At 72.1% G+C, this 16,238-nt stretch carries 15 protein-coding genes; 3 read left to right on the forward strand and 12 right to left on the reverse strand.

Features of this window, described 5'->3' with window-relative positions; genetic code table 11:
* Nucleotides 1-120 precede the first annotated feature (120 nt).
* The 3 genes from ABH937_RS36545 to ABH937_RS36555 are packed head-to-tail and all read right to left on the reverse strand — an operon-like array spanning nt 121 to nt 2,590.
* Nucleotides 121-1,077 carry an NADPH:quinone oxidoreductase family protein gene (locus ABH937_RS36545; RefSeq protein ID WP_370220721.1) on the reverse strand — a complete coding sequence of 319 codons (957 nt, stop codon included), beginning with the start codon at nt 1,075-1,077 and terminating at the stop codon, nt 121-123.
* A complete protein-coding gene (locus tag ABH937_RS36550) occupies nt 1,074-1,838 on the reverse strand; it encodes an SDR family oxidoreductase (RefSeq protein WP_370220722.1) in 765 nt (254 codons plus the stop codon). The genes ABH937_RS36545 and ABH937_RS36550 overlap by 4 nt, the downstream gene beginning before the upstream one ends.
* Nucleotides 1,835-2,590, reverse strand: coding sequence for an SDR family oxidoreductase (locus ABH937_RS36555; RefSeq protein WP_280687295.1), 756 nt, complete (start codon nt 2,588-2,590; stop codon nt 1,835-1,837). Before ABH937_RS36555 ends, ABH937_RS36550 begins: the two co-directional genes overlap by 4 nt.
* Nucleotides 2,591-2,708: 118 nt before the next feature.
* On the opposite strand from ABH937_RS36555, the gene ABH937_RS36560 reads away from it, so the two are divergent.
* Nucleotides 2,709-3,332: a TetR/AcrR family transcriptional regulator gene (locus ABH937_RS36560; RefSeq protein WP_370220723.1), complete on the forward strand. Its 624-nt coding sequence runs from the start codon at nt 2,709-2,711 to the stop codon at nt 3,330-3,332.
* Nucleotides 3,333-3,339: 7 nt separating this feature from the next.
* Here the strand turns inward: ABH937_RS36560 and ABH937_RS36565 are convergent, their stop codons facing one another.
* Both ABH937_RS36565 and ABH937_RS36570 read right to left on the reverse strand, forming a co-directional pair.
* Nucleotides 3,340-5,160, reverse strand: a complete 1,821-nt coding sequence (locus ABH937_RS36565; RefSeq protein ID WP_370220725.1) for a hypothetical protein — start codon at nt 5,158-5,160, stop codon at nt 3,340-3,342.
* A gap of 76 nt (nt 5,161-5,236) precedes the next feature.
* On the reverse strand, nt 5,237-5,860 hold the full coding sequence (locus tag ABH937_RS36570) for a LysE family translocator (RefSeq protein ID WP_280687292.1): 624 nt from the start codon (nt 5,858-5,860) through the stop codon (nt 5,237-5,239).
* A gap of 85 nt (nt 5,861-5,945) precedes the next feature.
* Here ABH937_RS36570 and ABH937_RS36575 point away from each other — a divergent pair, with 85 nt between their 5' ends.
* Nucleotides 5,946-6,404 carry an Lrp/AsnC family transcriptional regulator gene (locus ABH937_RS36575; protein ID WP_280687291.1) on the forward strand — a complete coding sequence of 153 codons (459 nt, stop codon included), beginning with the start codon at nt 5,946-5,948 and terminating at the stop codon, nt 6,402-6,404.
* A gap of 37 nt (nt 6,405-6,441) precedes the next feature.
* On the opposite strand, the gene ABH937_RS36580 is transcribed toward ABH937_RS36575, so the two are convergent.
* From ABH937_RS36580 to ABH937_RS36590, 3 genes are all read right to left on the reverse strand, one after another.
* Entirely contained in the window at nt 6,442-7,353 is a 912-nt protein-coding gene (locus tag ABH937_RS36580) for a serine protease (protein WP_370220726.1), read from the reverse strand.
* Between the two features lie 134 nt (nt 7,354-7,487).
* A complete protein-coding gene (locus ABH937_RS36585) occupies nt 7,488-9,614 on the reverse strand; it encodes a bifunctional diguanylate cyclase/phosphodiesterase (RefSeq protein WP_280687289.1) in 2,127 nt (708 codons plus the stop codon).
* The gene (locus ABH937_RS36590; protein WP_370146847.1) at nt 9,611-10,417 is read right to left on the reverse strand and encodes an SAM-dependent methyltransferase; all 807 of its coding nucleotides are present in this window, start codon (nt 10,415-10,417) and stop codon (nt 9,611-9,613) included. The genes ABH937_RS36585 and ABH937_RS36590 overlap by 4 nt, the downstream gene beginning before the upstream one ends.
* A gap of 262 nt (nt 10,418-10,679) precedes the next feature.
* On the opposite strand from ABH937_RS36590, the gene ABH937_RS36595 reads away from it, so the two are divergent.
* Nucleotides 10,680-12,668 carry an Ig domain-containing protein gene (locus ABH937_RS36595; RefSeq protein ID WP_370220727.1) on the forward strand — a complete coding sequence of 663 codons (1,989 nt, stop codon included), beginning with the start codon at nt 10,680-10,682 and terminating at the stop codon, nt 12,666-12,668.
* A 70-nt stretch (nt 12,669-12,738) separates the two neighbouring features.
* Here the strand turns inward: ABH937_RS36595 and glmS are convergent, their stop codons facing one another.
* From glmS to ABH937_RS36615, 4 genes are all read right to left on the reverse strand, one after another.
* Nucleotides 12,739-14,565, reverse strand: coding sequence for a glutamine--fructose-6-phosphate transaminase (isomerizing) (gene glmS / locus ABH937_RS36600; protein WP_370220729.1), 1,827 nt, complete (start codon nt 14,563-14,565; stop codon nt 12,739-12,741).
* 62 nt (nt 14,566-14,627) lie between these two features.
* On the reverse strand, nt 14,628-14,915 hold the full coding sequence (locus ABH937_RS36605) for a hypothetical protein (RefSeq protein ID WP_370146849.1): 288 nt from the start codon (nt 14,913-14,915) through the stop codon (nt 14,628-14,630).
* A gap of 87 nt (nt 14,916-15,002) precedes the next feature.
* Nucleotides 15,003-15,554 (reverse strand): DUF6114 domain-containing protein, encoded by a 552-nt coding sequence (locus ABH937_RS36610; protein ID WP_370220730.1) that lies wholly within the window; start codon nt 15,552-15,554, stop codon nt 15,003-15,005.
* Nucleotides 15,555-15,556: 2 nt separating this feature from the next.
* Nucleotides 15,557-16,228: a DUF6230 family protein gene (locus ABH937_RS36615; protein WP_280687285.1), complete on the reverse strand. Its 672-nt coding sequence runs from the start codon at nt 16,226-16,228 to the stop codon at nt 15,557-15,559.
* Nucleotides 16,229-16,238: the final 10 nt, after the last annotated feature.

A 16,238-nucleotide genomic window follows, 5' to 3' on the forward strand; every position in this document is an offset into this window, starting at 1 on the left:
CCCGGGGGGCCCGGCCCCCCCGGGGCGCCCCCGGCCCGCGGGGGCCCCGCGGGCCCCCCCCCCCCCCCCCCCCCGCCGGGCCCCCCCCGGGCCCCCCCCCCCCGGGGGGCCACCACTATGTCAGAGCTCGATCACCACGCGTCCGGTGGTCTGGCCCTCCAGCACCCGCTGCACGCCGTCCGCCGCCTGCTCGAACGCCAGCCGCTCGCTCACCAGCGGGCGCACCACGCCCTGCTCGGCCAGCTTGGTCAGCTCGTCGTGTGCGGCCCGCACGGCGGCCGGGTCCTTGGTGTTGTAGAGGCCCCAGTGCAGGCCCAGGACCGAGTAGTTCTTCACCAGCGCGTGGCCCAGCGGCGGGGCCGGGATGGTGCCGCTGGTGAAGCCCACCACCACGATCCGGCCCTCGAAGGCGATGCACTTGGTCGATCCGGTGTAGGCGTCGCCGCCCACCGGGTCGAAGACCACGTCCGCGCCACGGCCGCCGGTGGCCTCCTTGACGGCTGCCACGAAGTCCTCGCTCTTGCGGTCGACGACCACGTCACAGCCCAACTGCCGGGCCACCTCGGCCTTGTGCGGACCGCCGACGACGCCGATCACGGTGGCGCCGGCCGCCTTGCCGAGTTGCACGGCCGCACTGCCCACACCGCCCGCCGCCGCGTGCACCAGCAGGGTCTCCCCCGCGCGCAGGGCGGCCCGGCGGTGCAGGGCGAACCAGGCGGTCTGGTAGCCGATGTGCAGCGCGGCCGCCTCGGCGTCATCCAGCGCCGGCGGGGCCGGGAAGAGCGCCCGGGCATCCAGCAGCGCGTACTCGGCGAACGCCCCGCCGCCTGCCACCGGGTTGCCGATCACCCTTTCGCCACTGGGGAGTTCACCGCACAGCTCGACGCCGGGGGTGAACGGCAGCGGCGGCTTTACCTGGTACATCCCCAGGCACATCAGCGCGTCCGGGAAGTTGACCGCCACCGCGCGGACCTTGACCAGCAGCTGGCCCTCGCCCGCGACCGGCACCCGCGCGTCCTCGACCAGCCGCATCACCTCGCGCGGCAGCCCCAACTCACCTACCTGCCAAGCCTTCATGAGCGTCCCTCCACGATCTTGACCTGTAGGTGGTTCATCGCCGCCAGCCAGCCGTCCGGGTCGGCCGCGCGGTGCGCGTAGTAGCCGGCCACCTCGGGGTGCGGCAGGATCAGGAAGCGCTCGGCCTCGATCGCCCGCAGCACCTCCTCGGCCACCGCCTCGGGCTCCAGGGCGGTCGCGCCCATCAGCGCCTCGCCCACCTCGCCCGCGGCCTGGAGGATCTGGGTCCGCACGCCCTGCGGGCAGAGCGCGTGCACCTTGACGCCCCGGTGGCGGTAGGTGGCGGAGAGCCACTCGGCGAAGGAGAGCGCCGCGTGCTTGCTGACCGAGTACGGCGCCGAGCCGAGCATGGTGAGCAGCCCGGCCGCCGAGACGGTGGCGATGAACCGGCCCTCGCCGCGCTCCAGCCACTCGGGCAGCAGCAGCTCGGCCGCGCGCACGTGGGCCATCACGTTGACCTCCCAGGCGGCGCTCCACAGCGCCTCGGGCGCCTCCGCGCCGCCGCCCGGCGCCACCCCGGCGTTCGCGCAGTACACGTCGATGCCGCCCAGCTCCGCGCGGGCGGCCTCGATCAGCGCCGCGACGCCCTCGCGGCTGGCCGCATCGCCGGGCACGGCCACCGCGCCGAGCCGAGCGGCCGTCTCGGCGGCCGCGTCGGCGTCCAGGTCGTTGACCACCACCGCCGCACCGCCCGCCACGAAGGCCTCGGCCAGCGCGGCGCCGATCCCGCGCCCGGCGCCGGTCACCACCACCCTGGTCACAGGCCGCCGCCCAGCGTCACGCCGCCGTCCAGCACCAGGGTCTGCCCGGTGATCCAGCCCGCCGCGTCGGAGAGCAGGAAGGCCACCGCCCCCGCGACGTCCTGCGGCACCCCCAGCCGCTTCAGCGGATACGGCCTGGCCGCCTCCTCCTCGCGGCCCTCGTAGAGCGCCTCGGCGAACTTGGTCTTGACCACGGCGGGTGCCACCGCGTTCACCCGGACGTTCGGGCCCAGCTCGCCGGCCAGCTCCATGGTGAGCCGGGAGAGCGCGGCCTTGCTGACCCCGTACATGCCGATGCCCGGCGAGGTGCGCAGGCCCGCGATCGAGGAGACGTTGACCACCGCGCCGCCGTGCTCGCCCATCCAGGCCTGGTGGGCGAGCTTGGTCCAGGCGAGCGGGGCCAGCACGTTGACGGCGAAGATCTTGGCGGCGGCCAGCGGGTCGGCGTCCAGCACCGGGCCGAAGATCGGGTTGATCCCGGTGTTGTTGACCAGCAGGTCGAGGCGCCCGAAGGTCGCCATCACCTGCTCCACGGCGGCCTGCTGGTGCGCGGGGTCGTCGGCCTTGCCGGCCACGGCGATGGCGTGGTCCTCGCCGCCCAGGTCACGCACGGCCTCGGCGAGCGGCTCGGGGTTGCGGGCGGTGATGCAGACCCGGGCCCCACGGTCCACCAGCTCACGGGCGATGCCCAGGCCGATGCCCCGGCTCGCGCCGGTGACCAGCGCCACCTGTCCCTTGAACGAAAGCGTCATGGCGTCCTCTACTTCTCGGTAACTAAGCGCTTGCTTAGCATCTTGGCCACGGGGCACACTGTCAACCGTCCGGAGCCGACCGTCCGCACCCGCGAAGCGCTCCACCACCCATGCGAGGATGACGACCATGACCACCGAGCAGCACCTCGCCGACCTGTGGCCCGGGGAGCGCCCCGAGGCCGCGCGTCGCCTGCTGCTCGCGGCCGTCGACTCGTTCGCCTCCCGCGGCTTCCATGCCACCACCACCCGGGACATCGCCACCGCCGCCGGGATGAGCCCGGCCGCGCTCTACATCCACTACCCCTCGAAGGCCGCGCTGCTCGCCGAGATCAGCCGCAACGGGCACGCGGCCACCCTCGCGCTGGTCGAGGAGGCCGCCGCCGCACCCGGCGACCCGGTGGCCCGGATGCGCCGGCTGGTCGAGCAGTTCACCGCCTGGCACGCGCGCGGCCACACGGTCGGCCGGATCGTCAACTACGAGCTGCGCGCGCTACCGGAGGAGGACTTCGCGGTGGTCGCCGAGCTGCGCCGGCGGATCGAGGACGCGGTGATGCGGCTGATCGAGGAGGGCGCGGCGGCCGGCGTCTTCACCGTCGCCGAGACCCGCACCACCGCCCGCGCGGTCACCTCGCTGGGCATCGACGTGGCCCGCTGGTACAACGAGCGCAGCAGCGAGAGCCCCGAGCAACTCGGTGCGCGGTACGGCGAGCTGGTGCTGCGGATGCTCGGCAGCTCTGCCTGACGCAGCGTCAGATTCCGGTGCTCAGCGTGTTGTTCAGGTGCGGACCCAGGTAGCCGACGTAGATCGGGCCGCCGTGCGCGCAGGCGTCGTGGAAGTGCAGTCGCGGCGCCTTGGCGTTGCCCGCGCCGATCCGCAGGTGGGCGCCCATGAAGACGGCGCCACTGGGGTCCACCGACTCCGGCACCGGAAAGGTCCGTTGCAGCCGCCAGGCCTTGCGGCCCGCCGTCTGCGGCGACTCGTCCCGCACCACCTTGCCCGGTGGGAAGCGGTGGCCGCCCGGCGGCGTCTCACGGCACCAGTGCAGGAAGTCGCGCACGTACCCGCCGGACCGCTTGGCCCGCGCGTAGTCCTGCAGCGCGAGCAGCGCGTCCCAGGCGGTGGCCGCCCAATCCACGCCGAGCGCCTGGGCGTCCAGTTCCAGGGTGACCCGACGGCTGCCGGTGAAGCGCAGCTCGGACAGCTCGGCGAAGCGCTCCAGCAGCGTCTCGAAACCGGCCGGACCGCCGTGATGCGGGCCGCGCGGTGGGATCGGCGCCGACCCCGCAGTGGCACCGAGGATTGCCAGGTGGCTCTCCAGCTCGCGCAGCCTGGCCTCGGCGCCGCGCAGCCGATCGGCCCGCTCGGCCAGCTCCACGGCCAGTTCGAAGGCGTGCTCCTCCTTCTCGCGCAGTTCCAGGCGCAGCTCGTCGATCTCCTTCACCCGCGAACTCTCCTCGTGCGCGGCCTCGTCGAGCAGGCCGTTCAGCACGGCGTTGTCGGCGCGCAGCCGGGCCACCTCGGACCGGTCGGCGCCGGCGGCGGGCCGGGTGCGCAGCGGCGGGACGGTGGCCAGCTCGGCGGGCAGCGGGGCCCGCGCGGCCAGCCGGCGCGGCAGCCGGGCGAGGGCCTCGCTCACGGATCTTGTCGGCTGTGACACCAGCGGCTGACGCTGCGGGGCGCGCGGCTCCCCCAGCCTCCGGCCGGGGAGTGCCCCCACGGCGCCCGGCGGAGCGTCCTCGTACTGGGTCGTCCGTGGATGATCCGCCGGTGCGTCCGTGGGGGTCCCCCCGGCCGAAGGCTGGGGGAGGGATGCCCGGCGTCGCGCGCCCGGCAAGATCCGTAAGCGAGGCCCTGGCGGCTGGGCGCCGTGCTCGCGCTGGTGCAGCAGGCCCGGGGTCGCCGGGTGCCGGAAGGCGTCGGCCGGCCGGTCCGGCTCGACGCCGGGCAGATAGGTGCGGGCACCGCCGACGGGGATCGGATGGTGCGGGAGCGCGTGGTGGAACGCGGGCTCCGCCTCGCGGGTGAGCAGGTACGGGACGGCGAGCCCGGGCAGCTCACGGGTCAGCGGTTCGGCGAGCTCGGGCGGGACGGCGAGCACCACGATGGGCAGCCGGCGGCGCTGGTCGCGCAGCTCGTCCAGCACCCGGGGCAGGTCGCCGGGGTGGACCGGGGTGGGTCGGGCGGTCACCGCCACCGGACCGTCCTGCGCCCGCAGCGCGGTGAGCAACGGGGCGGCGAGCCCGGGCGCCGGGCTCCACGCCGGATGGGCGCCCGGGGTGGCGGGCAGCCGCTCGACCTCCAGGCGCACCCAGGGCGCGGCGTCACCGGCCCGGGCGCGCACCAGCAGCGTGGTCTGCCGCAGGCCGTCGGGCAGGCTCTCGCGCAGCCGCCAGCGGCTGTAGGCGCCGTGCAGGTTGGTCTCGGAGTCGACGTCCAGCCTGACCATGGGGGCGAGCAGGTCCACGCCTTCGTCCGCCAGCCAGGCGCGCAGCCGCGCGTCGGCGATCGAGCCGGTGGTGACGTAGTCGTGTCCGCTGGCGACGAGCATCCGGTAGGCGCTGGTGTCCACGGACCGGAGTCTGCCAGCGAACGGACTGACCGACCATCAGTTCACACTGGACCGGCGGTACTTCCGGAGGTCGGCGTCAAGCGCTCGCCGTCACCGCCGCCACCGCCAGCAGCAGCACCGCCGAGGCGGTGGAGACCCGGCGGGCACCCCGCTCGCTGTTGGCCAGCGAGCCGCCGGCCCGCCCGGCGAGCAGCGCGACCGCGCCGTAGATCCCGGCGCAGGCCAGCACGTTGAGGGCGCCGAGCACGGCCACCTGGAGGCCGATCGGCAGCGCGGCGTGCGGGGCGATGAACTGCGGGATCAGCGAGAGGTAGAGCAGCAGGCCCTTGGGGTTGAGCAGTGCGGTGAGCACGCTCTGCCGCAGCACGGCCGCCGTCGGCTGGTCGGTGGCGGCGGCCAGCGCGGGGGTGCCGCGCCGGGCCGAGCGCAGCAGGTTGATCGCGATCAGCACCAGGTAGGCGGCGCCGACGTAGCGCAGCGCGGGCAGCGCGGCGGGTATCGCGCGCAGCGCCGCGGCCAGCCCGGCGGCGGCGAGCAGGGTGTGCGCGGCGTAGCCGGCGCAGATGCCGGCCACCGCGGTCAGCCCGGTGCGGCGCCCCTGGCCGAGGCTGCGGGCGACCACGTAGAGCCAGTCGGGCCCGGGGGTGCAGACCAGCAGCAGGTCCACGCCCAGGAAGAGCAATAGCAGGTGGGTGTTCATGATGCGGCGACGCTAACCGAACAGGCGTGGCAGCCGATGGCCAGTTCGTGCGACCTCACCGGCCGTTGTGGCAGGATATTGCGCCATGGACCGAATTGACCGCAGAATCCTGCGCGAGCTTCAGCAGGACGGCCGCCTCACCAACGCCGAGCTGGCAGAACGCGTCGGGCTGACCCCCTCGCCCTGCCTGCGCCGGGTGCGCCAGCTGGAGCAGGACGGCGTGATCCGCGGCTACCGGGCGCTGCTCGACGGAGCGGCGCTCGGACTCGGCTTCCAGGCCTTCGTGACCGTGGTGATGGCCCGCGAGGACAAGCCGACGGTCACCGAGTTCGAGCGCCAGGTCGCGGCACTGCCCGAGGTCATCGAGGCGCACCGGCTGTTCGGCGACCCGGACTACCTGCTCCGGGTCGCCGTGGCCGACCTGGCCGCCTACGAGCGCTTCCACACCGAGGTGCTCTGCGGACTGCCCGGGATCGCCCAGGTCAACTCGCACCTGCCGCTGAAGCTGGTCCGACCCGACGAGGGCGTCCCCACCGGGGCATGACCTGCTGCGACCTGTTGGACTACTGCGACCTGTTGAACTACTGCGGCTGGGGCAGCGTGCAGTTCGGCAGGCTGAGGTCCAGCTGGTTGCCGGGGTCGAAGCAGGAGGTCAGCAGATAGGTCTCCTCGGCGTAGTTGGTCCCCTGATGGACCGTCACATTGCCGTTCTGGTCCACCTCGCACGGGTTGTTCACGGTGCACTGCTCGCCGTTCTCGTTCCCGGTGTTGTTGACCGCGACCAGCAGCCCGGTACTGGTGTCGATCACCGGGGAACCCGAGGTCCCGCCGATGGTCTGGCACTGCGGCGTGTAGCGCACCGAGTCCTTCCAGGTCCAACTGCCCTCGTCCAGCTGGTAGACGAAGCCGTCGATCGAGCACGAGTAGGTGGCCTGCCAGTAGCCCGAGACCACCTCGATCGAGGTGCCGGCCACCGGGTGGTCCGGCGATATCGTCAACGGGCTGATCCCGTACTGCTGCTGGATGTCGGAGTAGCTGTTCGGCAGCTGATACAGCGTCACATCCGTGTTGGTCATCGTGGAGTACACCACCTGGGAGGCGGTGAGGGTGCCGATGCCGTTGCCGCTCGCGTCCAGCAGCGTGAAGCTGCGGCTGGACGGCTGGTTCACGATCACCTGGCCGGGGTTCGGCATGCCGGTCTCCAGGCAGTGGCCGTTGGTGAGCACCAGCGCAGGGTCACCGGGCTGCGAGTTCGGCATCCGGACCAGCGATCCCGAGCAGTCGTCCAGCGCGACGGTGCCGGAGAAGTCGACGGTGGCGGCGTGAGCTGCGGGGGCGCCGTGGGTCGCGTGCGCCGTGGGGGCGGCGTGAGCAGCGGGCGCGGCATGGAGCGCGGGGGCGGCCTGCGCGGGGGCGGCGCCGACCAGGGTGGCGGCGGCGCTCGCGGCCGCCAGCAGCGTCGCTGCCAGTGCGCCGAGGAGGGACTTCTTCACAGCGGGACTCCTTGTCATGGGGGATGGATCCCGTGCTTGGTCCCGCAAATTTGGCGCGGACATGACTACATGTCAAGAGTCCGCGTAACCGGTGACGCCCCCGCTTCCCTCCAGGAGCCCCCCGACCAACCGCCCTACTCCTCCCCCACCTTGACGATCCGCTCGGCGATCTGCTCCGGCCGCATCGGCCGTCCGAAGTGCCAGCCCTGGGCGCGGTCGCAGCCCATCGTGCGCAGGCGGTCGGCGTGGTCGGCGTTCTCCACGCCCTCGGCGGTGACGGTCAGGCCCAGGGTGTGGGCCAGCGAGACGAGACCGCTGACGATGCGCCAGCCCAGCACCTGCTCGCGACCGGAGTCCTTGAGGTCGCTGACGAAGGAGCCGGCGATCTTCAGGCCGGAGACCGGCAGATCGCGCAGGTAGGCGAGGTTGGACCAGCCGGTGCCGAAGTCGTCCACGGCGAGCGAGACGCCCATGTCGACCAGCGAGTGCAGGGCGCGCAGCGACTCGTCCTTCGGGCCGACCACCGCGCTCTCGGTGATCTCCAGGGTCAGCCGCTCGGGGGCCAGGCCGGTGTCCCGCAGGATCCGGTCGATGTCCGAGACCAGGCCGGCGTTGCGCACCTGGCGGACCGCCAGGTTGACGTTCACCTGCGGCGCCCGGTCGCCGAACTCGCCGACCCAGTCGGCGGCCTGGCCGCAGGCCTGTTCCAGCACCCAGCGGCCCAGCGGCATGATCAGGCCGGTCTCCTCGGCGGTGCCGATGAACTCGTCGGGGCCGAGCACGCCCAACTGCGGGTGGCGCCAGCGGACCAGCGCCTCGACCGCCGCGAGCGAGCCGTCGGCCAGCAGGCAGAGCGGCTGGTAGTCGATGAAGAACTCGCCGCGATCGAGCGCCACGGGCATCCGCACCGAGACCGCGTAGCGGCTCACCGCGCGGGCGTTGCGCTGCGGGTCGAAGAGGGTCCAGCGGCCGCGGCCCTCCGCCTTGGCCCGGTAGAGGGTCAGGTCGGCGGCCCGCACGGCGGCCATCGGCGTGGTCGCCGCCACCGGCCGCTCCAGCACGCCGACGCTGGCGCCGACGGCCAGCCGGTGCCCGTCGATCGGCACCGGCTTGGCGAGCGCCGCCAGCACCGTCTTGGCGGCCGCCACCGCCTCCGCCTCGCCCCGGCAGTCCTCCAGCAGCACCACGAACTCGTCGCCGCCCAGCCGCGCCACCAGGTGCCCCAGCGGGCGCAACGCGGCCTCCAGGCGCAGCGCCACCGCCGCCAGCAACTGGTCGCCCATCTCGTGGCCGAGCGAGTCGTTGACCACCTTGAAGCCGTCGAGATCGACGTAGCAGAGGCCGAAGCGGGCGCCGGGCTCGGGGTCCTCGAAGATCGCCTCCAGCCGCTCGAAGAAGGCCGAGCGGTTGGGCAGGCCGGTCAGCGGGTCGTGGGTGGCCTGGTGGCGCAGCCGTTCCTGCAGGCGGTAGCGGTCGGTGATGTCCTCCAGCATCGCCACCTGGTAGACCGGCGTGCCGTCGTCGTCGCGGATCAGCGAGCAGGTCAGGTGCGTCCAGACCACCTCGCCGTCCTGGCGGTAGTACGGCTTGTCGAACGAGAAGTGCTCGCGCTTGCCGCTGACCAGCTCCTCGTAGGCCTCCCAGACCCCGGGGGTGTCCTCCGGGTGGACCAGGTCGTTGACCCGCCGGCCCTGCATGTCCTCGGGGCGGGCGCCGAAGATCTGCTGCAGCGCCTTGTTGGCCGCCAGGATGTTGCCCTCGACGTCGCCGATGCCGATGCCGATCGCGGCGCTCTCGAAGAGGGCGCGGAACCGGGCCTCGGACTCGCGCAGCGCCCGCTCGGCGTCCCGGCGGGCGGTGTCGGCGGCCAGCCGGATAGCCTCCTGCTCCTGCAGGGTGCGCTCGCGCAGCGCCGATGCCCAGCCGGCCGCGAAGGCACCGGCCAGCTCGGCGCTCGGGGCGCGCCCGTCGCCGGCGCTCAGCAGGCCGATCGCCCGGGAGAGCAGCTCGGAGTCGGTGAAGTGCGACTCGACCAGCAGCGCGCCGGCCTCGGCGGCGGCACCGACGTCCAGCGGCTCTGCCCGCTGGGCATCGTGCAGCAGCTCGACGGTGCGGCTGACCAGGCGGTTCAGGGCGCCGGGGTGCATCGCCACACCCTGGCTGCCGCGCAGCAGCCGGGCCCACTGATCCGAGTCGGGAGTGTCCGGATCCGTGGCGGACGCGGCGAGGTCTCTCTCGCCGGCCGGCTGCGACGCGGTCACGGCAAGAGCCCCACGCCGACCAGCCCGACCATCCGCTCCGGGTGCTCGGCGACCACGGTGGGCTCGTCCGGACGCCACTGCGGCAGGTAGACCACGCCCGGCTCGACCAGGTCGAAGCCGTCGAAGAAGCCGGTGATCCGCTCGACCGAGCGCATGGTCAACGGGGTGGGCGTGCGGTTGTACAGGTCCTGGTGGGTGGCGGCCTGGTCCGGGCGGCCCTCGATCGAGGCGTGGCAGATCGCCAGCGCGCTGCCCGGCGGCAGCGCCTCGCGCAGGGTGCGGATGATGCCCTCCGGATCCTGCTCGTCGGTGACGAAGTGCAGCACCGCGACCAGCAGCAGCGCCACCGGCTCGCCGGCGGCGAGCAGTTCCACCACCTCGGGGCGGGCGAGCAGCTCGGCGGGATCGGTCAGGTCCGCGTCGACCACCGTGCTCAGCGGGTCGTCCTGCAGCAGCAACCGGCTGTGCGCGACGGCGACCGGGTCCTTGTCGACGTAGACCACCCGGCTGTCCGGCTGGATCTCGCGAGCCACCTCGTGCACGGCGCCGAAGGTCGGGATGCCGGAGCCGATGTCCAGGAAACGGGTGAAGCCCCGCTCGGCCAGGAACGTGACCGAACGCCGCAGGAAGGCCCGGTTCGCCCGCATGATCTGCGGCAGGTCGGGCCACATGGTGATCGCCTTGCGCGCCATCTCCCGGTCGGCCGCGAAGTTGTGCGAGCCCCCCAGGTAGTAGTCGTAGACGCGAGCCGCTGCCGGCCGGTCAAGATCCATACCCTCGGGCACCCACGGTGGTCGCCGCATCAGGGACCCCATTTCGATATAGAACGACAAGAAACAGGCAAGAGGCCCAAAGATCATCCTACGAACCTCGGGGCGGCCGCAACCGGTGTCCAGAGTAGCCCGGTCGTTTCGCACAGGATCCAACGGCTTCCAAAGGACGACCGAACAAGAATTCCCAAAATCCCCTGCGCGGGTCTTGACCCATGTGACGGGTGACATGTGTCATTGCACCGTCAGCTGACTGATTCGCCCCCATCTCCCTCACAGAGAGTCAGGAATCCCTGTGCCCATAGCCCGCACTCCGGTCGGCGGCCGAGCCCGACGCCTGCTCCTGGCAGGTCTGGCCCTCGGCGTCGCCACCGCCGGACTCACCGGCACCGCGAACGCACAGAACGTCACCTCGGCCACCCCGACCAGCAGTTCGACGACCCCCACGAACACCCACCCGGCCGGCGAGGGTTGGCAGCAGATCAACGGGACCTGGGTGCAACTCGGCGCCACCCGGCCGCACGTGATGCCGAACGCCAAGACCTTCGCGGCGCAGCAGGCCGCGAAGGCGGCGGGCGCGAAGAGCGCGACGCCCGACACCGCGACGCCGAACGGCATCAACATCCCGGACAACAACTACGACCTGCAGATGACCTATCGCGGGGGCCAGGACTCGATCGGCGTCACCACGGGGCAGCCCAAGGTGTACCTGATCTACTGGGGAAGCCAGTGGGGCACCCCGGGCACCGACCCGAGCTCCGGGGACACCACGCTGACCGGCGACCCGGACAGTGCCGCCCCCTACCAGCAGGACTTCTTCAAGGGCCTGGGCAGCAGCACCGACACCTGGTCCAAGGTGATGACCCAGTACTGCGAGGGCATCGCGCCCGGCGGTGACCAGTGCCCGGCGAACGCCAACCACGTCGGCATGCCGGCGCAGGGTCAGACCCTGGCGGGCGTCTGGGTGGACAACGCCGCCGCGTCCCCGCAGGCCGCCACCGAGCCGCAGATCGCGGCCGAAGTACTGGCCGCCGCCAAGCACTTCGGCAACGGCGACCCGAACCAGAACCGCAACGTGCAGTACATCATCAACACCCCCAAGGGCGAGGACTCGGACAAGTGGAAGGAGCTGGGCTACTGCGCCTGGCACACCTTCATGCGCACCCCGTCCGCCGGCACCCTGGCCTACACCCTGATGCCCTACCTCACCGACGTCCCGAACTGCGGCACCAACTGGATCAACTCCGGTGCGCGCGGCCGGCTGGACGGCTACGGGATCATCGGCGGGCATGAGTACGCCGAGACCATCACCGACCAGAACCCCTCCGGCGCCTGGACCGACGCCACCGGCCAGGAGATCGGCGACAAGTGCTCCTGGATCCCGTACGGTTCGAACGGCGGGATGTTCAACCTGCCGCTCTCCACCGGGTCCTTCCCGGTGCAGACCATGTGGTCCAACTACGACCACCTCTGCATGGGCGACGACCCGACCTTCGGCAACTCCGCGCTGCTGGTGACCAAGCCGTGCGACCAGACCAGCCAGCTCGGCAGTGCGGTGAACTACGCGGTGCTCGCCTCGGACTCCGCCGGGCGGCCGATCCGCTACAGCGCCAAGGGCCTGCCGGCCGGGCTGAAGATCGACGCGGCCACCGGCCGGATCACCGGCAGCAGCAAGGCGACCGGGTGGCACACGGTCACCGTCTCGGGCTCCGATGACAAGGGCAACGCGCAGAGTCAGAGCTTCCGTTGGGGCTTCTTCAACGGTCCGCAGGTGGGCTGCGCGCCGATCGAGCAGCTGAACGACCAGGGCTTCGAGAACGGGACCTCCGACCACGGCGTGTGGAACGCGTCCGGCTACAACATCATCACGCCGTCCAGCGCGCACGCCGCACACAGCGGCAACAGCTACGCCTGGCTGGGCCAGAACACCGCCACCGACGACTCGATCACCCAGTGGGTCGAGACCACTCCGGGCTACAGCAAGGAGTCGCTCTCCTTCTGGCTGAACATCACCGGCTCGGCCCAGGGCGCCTCGGCCCCCGGCGGCACCGCCGTCGACACGCTCTCGCTCGAACTCTACGACCAGTACAGCGGCCAGTACATGGCCACCGTGAAGACCTGGACCAACCTGGACGCCACCAGCGGCTACCAGCAGCAGTCCTTCGACCTCACGCCGTACGTGACCAAGGAGTTCGGCTCGACGGTCGGCATCAAGCTGGTCTCGCACTCGACCAGCGGCAAGACCGCCTTCCTGATCGACGACGCCTCGGTGCACCTGACCTGAGCCGTCGTCCCGGGGCCCCTGCCGTCGGCGGACGGCAGGGGCCCCACCCTTTTTCCGGGACCGTGCGGGACTACTCGACGGTGACCGACTTGGCCAGGTTGCGCGGCCGGTCGACGTCCCGCTTCAGCACCACCGCGGCGTGGTAGGCGAGCAGTTGGAGCGGGATGTTGAGCAGCAGCGGGTCCAGCTCGGGCTCGTTCTTCGGCACCAGCACGGCGTGGTTGGCGAGCTTGGTGTCCGGCGCGCGGTGGGCGATGGCCAGCACCCGGCCGGCCCGGGCCCGGATCTCGCCGAGCGTGGTGAGGTTCTTGTCGAGCAGCTCGTCGTCCGGAACCAGGGCCACGGTGGGCAGTTCGGGGCTGATCAGGGCCAGCGGACCGTGCTTGAGCTCGCTGGCCGGGTAGGCCTCGGCGTGCACGTAGCTGATCTCCTTGAGCTTCTGCGCGCCCTCGCGGGCCACCGGGTAGCCGCGCACCCGGCCGATGAACATCATCCCCTGGCAGTCGGCGTACTCGGCGGCCAGCGCGGCGATCTCCTTCTCCTGCTCCAGCACCTCGCGGATCTGGCCGGGCAGCGCCTTCAGCCCGTCGACGATCCGCCGGCCGTCGGCCGGCGAGAGGTCGTTGATCCGGCCGAAGTGCAGGGCGAGCAGCGCGAAGGCGATCACGGTGGAGGTGAAGGCCTTGGTCGAGGCGACCGAGATCTCCGGCCCGGCGTGCAGGTAGATGCCGCCGTCGCAGGCGCGGGCGATCGCGCTGCCGACCGTGTTGACCACGCCGAGCACCTTGCCGCCCTTGCGCTTGATCTCCTGGACGGCGGCCAGCGTGTCGTAGGTCTCGCCGGACTGGCTGACCGCGACGTAGAGGGTGTCCGCCTCGATCACCGGATTGCGGTAGCGGAACTCGGAGGCCGGCTCGCTGTCGGCCGGGATCCGCGCCAGCTCCTCGATCAGCTGGGCGCCCATCTGCCCGGCGTAGTAAGCCGATCCGCAGCCGATGATCTTCACCCGGCGGATCTCGCGCAGCTCGCGGGCGTCCATGTTGAGGCCGCCCAGGTGCGCGGTGGCGAACCGCTCGTCGAGCCGGCCGCTCAGCGTGCGCTCGACGGCGCTCGGCTGCTCGTGGATCTCCTTGATCAGGTAGTGCGCGTGGCCCGCGGTGTCGTAGGAGTCGATCTCCCAGTCCACGGTGGAGGGCTGACGGTTCGTCGGAAGCGCGTCCTCGGTGAAGGTGCGGAAGCCCTCGGCGCGGATCACCGCGAGCTCGCCGTCCTCCAGGTGCACCACCTGGCGGGTGTAGCGGACCAGCGCGGCGACGTCGGAGGCGACGAACATCTCCTTCTCGCCGATCCCGAGCACGATCGGGCTGCCGTTGCGGGCCACCACGATCCGGTCGGGCTGCTCCGCGTCGACCACGGCGATGCCGTAGGTGCCGACCACCAGGGCGAGCGCGGCGCGCACCGCCTCCTCCAGGTCGCCGCCCTCGACGCGGTGCGCGGCGATCAGGTGGACCAGCACCTCGGTGTCGGTCTCCGAGCTGAAGACCGCGCCGTCGGCGGTCAGCATGGCGCGCAGCTGGTCGGCGTTCTCGATGATGCCGTTGTGCACGACGGCGATCCGGCCCGCGTTGTCCAGGTGCGGGTGGGCGTTGGCATCGCTCGGCTCACCATGGGTGGCCCAGCGGGTGTGGCCGATGCCGGTGCCGCCCTTGAAGCGGGCCGGCACGGTGGCGGCCAGGTCGGCCACCCGACCCTTGGTCTTGCGCACCTTGAGGCCGCCGCCCTTGCCGGTGACGGCCACGCCGGCGGAGTCGTAACCGCGGTACTCCAGGCGTTGCAGGCCTTCGAGCAGGAAGGGGGTGGCGTCCTTGGGACCGATGTAGGCGACGATTCCGCACATGCTGGACGGGCTCCTGAGGTGGTGGGACGGGAGGGACGGACGGCAACCGTGCGCAGCCGTGCTCAGCCGTAGACGATGCGGCGCAACTGGCGCGCGGACAGCTCGGGCGCGGCCACCCGGCGGGCGGGCAGCTCCTCGGTGATCCGGGCGAAGATCTGGTCGTTGGTCAGGCCACGGGCCTGCAGCTCACCGTGCCGGCGCTGGACGAACTCGGTCGTGGTCTCCGAGAAGTACGCGAGCACCTCGGCCACCACCCGGGCCGCCTCCGCCGGGCCCAGCACGCTGGTCCTGGTGAGGTGCGCGAGCAGGTCCGCGAAGAGGGGCTGGGTCGGCTGCGGTGAGATGGGCACGGAGAGTGAGCCTAGGGTGATGGTCCGAAAAAATAAAGAATCCTGCCCGGAATCGGGCAGGATTCTCCGTCGATTCACACGAGTGACCTACTGGGGCGAGGCGGCACGCCTGCTGCGGCCGAAGAGGCGCCGCCGGGACGGCTGCTCGGGCAACCAGCCGAAGGCCAGGGTGCTGCCGATCAGGCCCAGCAGCAGGCCGAGCAGGAAGCCGCCGAGGTTGGAGGTGACCCAGGTGGCCAGGGTGAGCAGCACGGCCAGCACCGAGTAGAAGACGCGCTGGGCGGGGTTGAAGAGCAGCAGCAGACCGCAGAGCAGCAGGATCAGCGGGACCAGGAATCCGGCCATGCCCTGCATACCGATGTGCAGGATCACCGGGAGCGGGGCCTTCATGGTGAGCAGGATCTCGCCGCCCGCGAGGGTGACCAGGACCCCGCCCCAGAACGGGCGGCGGCCGCGCCAGGCCTTGAAGGAGCGGGCCGGCACGGGTGGGGGTGGCGCCGCGTCCGGGGCGGGGGCCGGTTCGGGGGTGGTCTCGGCGGTGGGTTCGGGGGTGGTCTCGGCGGCGGGCTCGGCGCTCGCCGCCGGCTCGCCCGGGTCCGGCGGGGGCGTGTCCGCCCCCGCCGTCGGTGCGTCCGCCATGCTCAGCAGCCCGTGTCGCTGAAACTCAGGTGCAGGCCGGGCAGCTTGAAGGAGGCTGCCGTGGTGGCCCAGTTGTTCTGCCGCAGGTTCTGGATCGTCACGGTGTCCGCCTGCTGGCCGAAGACGCCGGCCGGCCCCTGGACGCCCGCCTCGGTGAAGGTGCTGGCGTCGCCGCCGATCTGGATGTTGCTGAACAAGGCGTCGCCGGTCAGCACGTCGGAGTCGGTGGTCAACCCGCTCGCGGTGACCGGGGTGCTGCCGGTGCCTGCGGTGATCTTCAGGTTGGTGCCGCCCAGGTTGACGCTCTGGCAGAGGTTGGTCAGCGTGGCGGACTTGATCGCGGAGACCGCCACCACCACCTGGCCACCGGTGTTCCCGGCGTTCGGACTGTTGTCGATCATGTTGTCCAGACCGCCGAACTGCTCGAAGCCGGTGCCGTCCAGCCGGTCGGCGGTGACCGTGAAAGGCATGCCGGAGATGGAGAACTGGGCGGCGAGCACGCCCTGTGCGGTGAGGGCCATCAGGACGCCGCCGGCCACGCAGGCGGGGATCGCCATCAGCGCCGCGCGGCGCAACCGGACCCGGCCGCGCGCCGCGGGCGCCGCGACGCCTGGTGCTGCGGTACCTGGTTCTGCGGTACCTGGTTCTGCGGGGGCTTCTTCGGACCGGGCCATGAATGCTCCA

Origin of the sequence: Kitasatospora sp. GAS1066B (genome assembly GCF_041262605.1) — a bacterium.
Classification (GTDB): domain Bacteria; phylum Actinomycetota; class Actinomycetes; order Streptomycetales; family Streptomycetaceae; genus Kitasatospora.

Bases quoted from the DNA above. Each gene is read 5' to 3' on its own strand.
- ABH937_RS36560 (WP_370220723.1), top strand. From the start codon at position 2,709: ATGACGACCATGACCACCGAGCAGCACCTCGCCGACCTGTGGCCCGGG.
- ABH937_RS36610 (WP_370220730.1), bottom strand. From the start codon at position 15,554: ATGGCGGACGCACCGACGGCGGGGGCGGACACGCCCCCGCCGGACCCG.
- glmS (WP_370220729.1), bottom strand. From the start codon at position 14,565: ATGTGCGGAATCGTCGCCTACATCGGTCCCAAGGACGCCACCCCCTTC.
- ABH937_RS36575 (WP_280687291.1), top strand. From the start codon at position 5,946: ATGGACCGAATTGACCGCAGAATCCTGCGCGAGCTTCAGCAGGACGGC.
- ABH937_RS36590 (WP_370146847.1), bottom strand. From the start codon at position 10,417: ATGCGGCGACCACCGTGGGTGCCCGAGGGTATGGATCTTGACCGGCCG.
- ABH937_RS36615 (WP_280687285.1), bottom strand. From the start codon at position 16,228: ATGGCCCGGTCCGAAGAAGCCCCCGCAGAACCAGGTACCGCAGAACCA.
- ABH937_RS36570 (WP_280687292.1), bottom strand. From the start codon at position 5,860: ATGAACACCCACCTGCTATTGCTCTTCCTGGGCGTGGACCTGCTGCTG.
- ABH937_RS36555 (WP_280687295.1), bottom strand. From the start codon at position 2,590: ATGACGCTTTCGTTCAAGGGACAGGTGGCGCTGGTCACCGGCGCGAGC.
- ABH937_RS36545 (WP_370220721.1), bottom strand. From the start codon at position 1,077: ATGAAGGCTTGGCAGGTAGGTGAGTTGGGGCTGCCGCGCGAGGTGATG.